The organism is Nocardiopsis listeri (assembly GCF_020741345.1).
GTDB classification, from domain to species: Bacteria; Actinomycetota; Actinomycetes; order Streptosporangiales; family Streptosporangiaceae; genus Nocardiopsis; species Nocardiopsis listeri_A.
Window position 1 is genome coordinate 1 of the sequence record NZ_DYZD01000056.1, and the last position, 6,592, is coordinate 6,592.

Consider the following 6,592-nt stretch of genomic DNA (forward strand, 5'->3'; position numbering starts at 1 on the left):
GGGACCTCGGCCGACGGCATCGACGTCGCCGCCGCCCGCCTCGAACTGGACGGCGACCTGGTCCGACTGACCCCGTTGGGCCACCTCACCCGCCCCTACTCGACGGCCCTGCGGTGGCAGATCCGCGCGGCACTGCCACCGGCGAACACCACGCTGGAGACGGTGTGCCAGGTCGACGCCCGCATCGGCCAGGAGTTCGGCGAGGCCGCGTCGGAGGCCGTACGAACCTTCTGCGGTGGCCACGCCGACCTGGTCGTCTCCCACGGGCAGACTCTCTTCCACTGGGTCACCGGCTCCACCGTGCACGGCACCCTCCAGATGGGTCAACCCGCCTGGATCGCCGAGGCCACCGGGCTTCCCGTGGTGTCCGACCTGCGCTCGGCGGACGTGGCCGCGGGCGGCCAGGGCGCACCGTTGGCCGCCGTCCTGGACACCCTTTTGCTGGGTGACCGGAGCGAGCCCACGGCGGCGCTCAACCTGGGCGGCATCGCCAACGTGACCGTGGTGCGCGAGGGCGCTCCACCCCTGGCCTTCGACACCGGGCCCGCCAACGCCCTGCTCGACGCCGCGATGCGCCTGGTCAGCGACGGAGAGTTCGACCTGGACGTCGACGGCGCGCTCGCACGGACCGGCACCCCCGATCCGGAGCTGCTGGAGTACCTGCTCGCCGAGCCCTACTACCGGCTGGCCCCGCCCAAGAGCACCGGACTGGAGCTGTTCGGCCCCGGTTACCTGGAGGAGGCACTGCGCAAGGCGGGCCGCCCCGAGGACGGGGACCTGCTCGCCACGCTGGTCGAGGTCACCGCGACCACCGTCGCCGACGCCCTGCGCCCGCACGGGGTGAGGGAGGTGATCTCCTCCGGTGGCGGCACCCGCAACCCCGTGCTGGTGGAGCGTCTGGCCGCCCACCTGGAGCCGGCCCGGCTCACCTTCAGCGACGCGATCGGGGTGGACGGGGACGCCAAGGAGGCGTACCTTTTCGCGCTGATCGGTTTCCTGAGTTGGCACGGGATCCCCGGTGTGGTCACCGGCTGCACGGGAGCCCACCGCTCGACCGTGGCGGGTCGTTTCACCCCCGGCGCCGAGCCCCTGCGTCTTCCCGAACCCGCCACACGGGTACCCGAGCGCCTTCGGATCGAGGCCGCTCGGGGTTGACCACGGTCGCCGCACCCCCGCGGCCGTGCCCCTCCCGCACCATGACCGCCCCGAGGAGCCGCCGGTGCAGACCGTCGACATCGTCGTCATCATCGTCTACCTGTTGTGTTCGGCCTGGTTGGGCCTGAAGCTGTCCGGTCGCCAACGCGACGTCAAGGACTACTTCATCGGCAACCGCGAACTGCCCTGGTGGGCCGTGTGCTTCTCGGTGGTGGCCACCGAGACCAGCGCGCTCACCGTGATCAGCGTCCCCGGGGTCGCCTATCTGGGCGACGTCACCTTCCTCCAGGTAGCCGTGGGCTACCTGATCGGCCGGATCGTGGTCGCCTACCTGCTGTTGCCCCGGTACTACCGGGGTGAGATGACCACGGCCTACGCCTACCTGGGTCTGCGCTTCGGTCGGGGCATGCAGGCCACCGCCTCGGTCACCTTCCTGTTCACCCGGCTGCTCGCCGACGGCGTACGCCTGTTCGCGGCGGCCATCCCGATGAAGATCATCCTGGACTCGATCGGGTTGGAGGCCTCCTACTTCACGATCGTCGCCGTCATGGGTGTGGTGACCATCCTCTACACCCTGGTGGGCGGTATCCGCGCGGTGGTCTGGGTGGACGTGCTCCAGATGGGCCTGTACTGCGTCGGCGGAGTGGTGACCCTGGTCGTCATCGCGACCGGCCTCGACGTGAACTTCCTGGCGGTAGCGGCGGAGGAGGGCAAGACCCGGTTCCTGGACTTCACCTCGAACCCGATCTCCGCCCCCTACGCCACGGTCACCGCGGTGCTGGGCGGAGCCCTGCTCTCCACCGCCTCCCACGGCGCCGACCAGCTCATCGTGCAGCGGCTCCTGGGTTGTCGCACCCTGCGCGACGCCCAGAAGGCGGTGATCGTCAGCGGCGTGGTGGTCTTCCTCCAGTTCGCGCTGTTCCTCACCGTGGGGCTGGCGCTGTACTCCTACTTCGAACACGCCACCGTGGAGCGGTTGGGGATGAGCACCTCCGACGAACTGTTCCCGGTGTTCATCGCCGAGGGACTGCCCACCGGGCTGTCGGGGCTCCTCCTGGCCGGGATCATGGCGGCCGCGATGAGCACCCTGTCGTCGTCGCTGTCGGCGTTGTCGTCCTCGACCATGGCCGACCTGTACGAGAAGTTCTCCCACCGTCGCTTGGAGGGTGGGCAGGCTCTGCGGATGAGTCGTCTGTTCACCCTGGGCTGGGGCCTGGTGTTCATCGGGGCGGCCGCCATGTTCACCGGCACCGACAACCCGGTGGTGGAACTGGGGTTGTCCGTCGCCAGCATCACCTACGGCGGCCTGCTGGGCGCGTTCTTCCTCGGTCTGTGGGTGCGGCGGGCCCGGCAGACCGACGCCGCGATCTCCTTCGCCGTGGCCGTGGCGACGATGGCCTGGCTGTTCCTGTTCGAACCGGAACTGGTGGGATTCACCTGGTACACCGCGATCGGGTCCGCTATCACGCTGGGGCTGGGGTACCTGCTGTCGCGACGCCACCGCGACGACTCCCCCACCGCCGAAGCCGAGGCCGAGCCCTCCCCCGCCAAGGAGGGACGCCCCTGAACGGCCGGAGCGCTCTCCCGGCTCGGGAGAGCGCTCCGCGGGTGTTCGGCCGGGCCGGCCGCCTCGAACAGCGCCTTCTCGTCGTAGGGCCCCTCGTACAGCACGGGTACCGCCGGCAGGCCCACCTCGGCGAGCACCTCGCGCAGGTCCTCGGCGTCCGGCCAGACCCGCCTGCCGTCCACGTCCAGGGCGATGTCGAACACCGCGTACCCGGGCCGGTCCCCATGGGCGGTCTCGCCGTACTTCAGGTCCTGGATCCCGGCGCCGAACACCTCACCGAACACACCCACCCGACGGGCACCGAACCGACGGGCCAGCGCACGCGCGGCCTCACCGACCTCGTGGGCGCGCACCGCCCTCCAGTACAGGTTCTCGCCGTCGTCGACCAGGGCGAGGTTCCTGCCGCCCTGCTCCGGGATGTAGACCGCCCATTCACCCGTCCGGTAGGCGCCCTTGGGCACGACGGCGTGGAACAGGCCGACCTTGGCCGGTTCCAGGGCGTCGGCGTCGGGGTGCGGAAGGATCGTGAGTCGCTCGGCGGTCACCCGAAGGGTGGACATGCTCGAACCTCCTGGGGGTGGCGTTCGTGTCCGGCTCACTATCGCCGCAACGGCATCGGCCCCACAAAGCCTTTTCCGTCGGGCGGGACTGGCCCCTAGAGTGGAGGGTCGACGTGGCGGGGTCGGACGGTCCCGCCCTCACGAGTTCCCCGCGGGGACGAACCGGAACGGATCTCCTTGTACCTGACCAACATCCGCCTCGACCCCTACCGCGCCACCGGAATGCAGGAGTGGACGGTGATGGGGAAGGCCGTGCGCGGAGCCGTCGATCCCGACCCGGAAGCGAAGGTCCGGGTGCTGTGGGCCCGGCTGGCCCCGGACATGCTGCTGGTCAGCTCCGATACCGCCCCGGCCTGGGGCAAGCTGCCCGGCGCGGTCTCGGCCACTTTCCATCCGATGCCCCTGCACGAGGCGGGTGAGACGGTCGAGTGGGAGCTGATCTCGGCCCCCACCGAGCGGCGTGGCCAGGACGGCAAGAGCGGCAAACGCGTCCCGGTCCCCGAGTCCGGGTTCGAGGCGTGGTTGGACCGGCGGCTGGAGGGTGCGTTGGAGGTGACCTCCGTGGGGTGGAAGCACCTGGGCGGCAGACCGGCCCGGTACCACTTCGACGGGCTCGCCACGGTGGTGGACGGCGAGCGGCTGCGCGAACTCTCGTTGAAGGGGATCGGTGCGGGGTTGCAGACCGGGGCCGGCCTGTTGCTCACTCAGGAGGCGTAAAAACCGGGAACGGACCTTCCGGCACCGAAGCACGCGATTCGACCGCGACAAAACCTGACATAAGCACCCTGAATGCCCCATATGCCACATAGAACGCATTCCGACCAACCTTGCGTAGGAGTGTTGCATTCAGGGGACAAATAATGAAGGTTTTCTCCTAAGCCCGAGCTGACCGTCGCACAGGGAACCCGGAACGGACCCACCAGGACCTTCCAGGCCCTGCCCGCACGACAGAAAGCCGCAAAGGAGCAACCTTGGCGTACCCGCACCGGAACCACCCCACGGCGCGCACCGGATCGACCACGGTTCCGATCCCCCACACCGCCGCACGTACCGCGCTGTTCGCCGGCGCCCTGACCGCCGCGCTCACCGCGGCCTTCCTGCACGCGCCCCAAGCCCTCGCCGAACCTTCCCCGGCAGGGCGGAACGCCTGCGAGACCGACCCCGAAGCGCCACCGAAGCAACAGATGCGCGCCGAGTGGATCGCCGGTGTGCAGAACATCGACTGGCCCTCCCGCCAGGGGCTGAGCGCCGATGAGCAGAAGGCCGAACTGGACGGCCTCTACGACGAGGCCGTCGACAACGGCCTCAACTCGGTGTTCGTACAGGTCAGGCCCACCGCGGACGCGTTTTGGCCCTCCCCCCTCGAACCATGGTCGGAGTGGCTGACCGGGGAGCAGGGCGGCGACCCCGGATACGACCCGTTGGAGTACGCGGTCGAGGAGGCGCACGCCCGCAACCTCGAGTTCCACGCCTGGTACAACCCCTACCGGGTCGCCATGCACGACGACCCGTCCCAGCTGGTCGAGGACCACCCGGCCCGCCAGAACCCGGACTGGGTCTTCGAGTACAACGGCCAGCTCTACTACAACCCCGGGATCCCCGAGGCGCGCGAGTTCGTGGTCGAGGCGATGATGGACTCGGTCGAGAACTACGACATCGACGGCGTCCACTTCGACGACTACTTCTACCCCTATCCGGCCGAGGGGCAGGAGATCCCGGACGAGGAGACCTTCGCCGAGCACGGTGGCGACTTCGACGACATCGAGGACTGGCGACGCGACAACGTCGACACCCTGGTCCGGGAGATGAGCGAGGCGATCAACGCCACCAAGCCGCACGTGAAGTTCGGCATCAGCCCGTTCGGCATCTGGCGCAACTCCTCCACCGACCCCGAGGGCTCCGAGACCAGCGGTTCGCAGTCCTACGACGACCAGTTCGCCGACAGCCGCAAGTGGGTCACCGAGGGTTGGCTCGACTACATCAACCCGCAGGTCTACTGGGAGATCGGGCTGCCCGTGGCCGACTACGCGGTGTTGGTCCCCTGGTGGGAGGAGGTCGCCGCGAGCACCGACACCCACCTGTACATCGGGCAGGCCGCCTACAAGGTCGGCAACGAGGGCGCCTGGTCGGACCCGAACGAACTCTCCTCGCACCTGGACTTCAACCGCGACCACGCGGGGGTGCACGGTGACGTGTACTTCAGCGCGAACTCGCTGCGCACCAACGCCCAGGAGGCCATGGAGACCGTGGTGACGGACCACTACTCCAGCCCGGCACTGATTCCGGTCAAGGAGGACCTGGGCGGGGCCGCGCCCGCGTCACCGGAGGCGAGCGCGACCGACGAGGGCACGTTGGAGATCACGGCCGGTTCGGGTGAGGCTCCCGCCTACTTCGCGGTGTACGGCTTCGAAGGAGAGCCCGACCCGGAGCAGGGCGAGTGCGGCATCGAGGACCCGCGCAACATGCTGGGTACGGTGCGCGCCGACGAAGACGGGGCGGCGACCTTCGACGTCTCCGACGGTTCGGGCACCACGTACTACGTGACCGCGTTGGACCGCCTGCACCACGAGAGCCGGGTGAGCGAAGCGGTACGGCTCCCCTAGGAACCGATTCGAAGAGCGTATGAGGGGCCCGGTGACCACCGGGCCCCTCATGTTCGCTCAGGGGTCTTCTCAGGAGGCAACGGTCATCGAGGCGCCGCGTCCCTGCGCCGGCGACTTCCGGGTACTGCCCACCGCCGAGATCCGTCGCCGAGTTCGCGCGCCTGGAGCCCGGAAGCGGCTGCGGCCTCCCGGGCGGCGCGTCGAGCATGCCGGAGTTCCCGGTCGACCACCTGGCGCCGGCCACCCCGGACAACACCCGACGCCCGGACGTGCCGGTGTACGTGTTGGTGGACGCGGGCGCGGCCTCGGCCTCGTCGGGTCTGAGCGTGTTCGTCTCCGTCGGTGCCCCCGAGGGACCCGCCTTTGATCCCACGGGGCCGGAGTCACGGAACCTCCGGTCTTCGAGGAATCGACCTTATACCCCCTCGGGGTACGGGTAGGGTGGTGTCCATGACGAGGATCGAACGGCGGCCACGGGGCCCGGGACGCGCGTGGGCGCGCGTCCTGGTACTGGTCGCGTTGCTGTTCGGGCTCGGAGCCATGCACACGCTGGGACACCTCCAGCACGAGGCCCACGCCGCCGCGGGTCCGGCCGCCGCCCACGACGTGATGGGCAACGCCGTGATGGGCCATGACGCGGCGGCCCCCGGCGACCACGCGGCGGACCTGCCCGAACTCGATCCCACCTCGGCCTGTCCGACCCTCGG

4 protein-coding genes and 2 pseudogenes are annotated in these 6,592 nt (G+C 69.6%); 5 read left to right on the forward strand and 1 reads right to left on the reverse strand.

Translation table 11 applies throughout. The features are described from left to right. Positions 1–1,155: anhydro-N-acetylmuramic acid kinase (locus K8V84_RS03495; protein WP_304070275.1), on the forward strand; the 1,155-nt coding region annotated here is incomplete at its 5' end. A 64-nt stretch (positions 1,156–1,219) separates the two neighbouring features. Beyond that, positions 1,220–2,722 carry a sodium:solute symporter gene (locus K8V84_RS03500; protein WP_304070277.1) on the forward strand — a complete coding sequence of 501 codons (1,503 nt, stop codon included), beginning with the start codon at positions 1,220–1,222 and terminating at the stop codon, positions 2,720–2,722. Between the two features lie 68 nt (positions 2,723–2,790). Here the strand turns inward: K8V84_RS03500 and K8V84_RS03505 are convergent. Further along, a pseudogene (locus tag K8V84_RS03505) lies at positions 2,791–3,282 on the reverse strand (RNA ligase family protein); the annotation flags it as partial. Positions 3,283–3,459: 177 nt separating this feature from the next. Here K8V84_RS03505 and K8V84_RS03510 point away from each other — a divergent pair. The 3 genes and pseudogenes from K8V84_RS03510 to K8V84_RS03520 all read left to right on the forward strand — a co-directional run. Next, complete coding sequence (locus K8V84_RS03510; protein WP_304070280.1) at positions 3,460–3,999, forward strand: type I-E CRISPR-associated protein Cas6/Cse3/CasE; 540 nt, start codon at positions 3,460–3,462, stop codon at positions 3,997–3,999. Between the two features lie 254 nt (positions 4,000–4,253). Then, a complete protein-coding gene (locus K8V84_RS03515) occupies positions 4,254–5,885 on the forward strand; it encodes a glycoside hydrolase family 10 protein (protein ID WP_304070283.1) in 1,632 nt (543 codons plus the stop codon). A gap of 450 nt (positions 5,886–6,335) precedes the next feature. Next, positions 6,336–6,592 (forward strand): annotated as a pseudogene (locus tag K8V84_RS03520) (hypothetical protein); the annotation flags it as partial.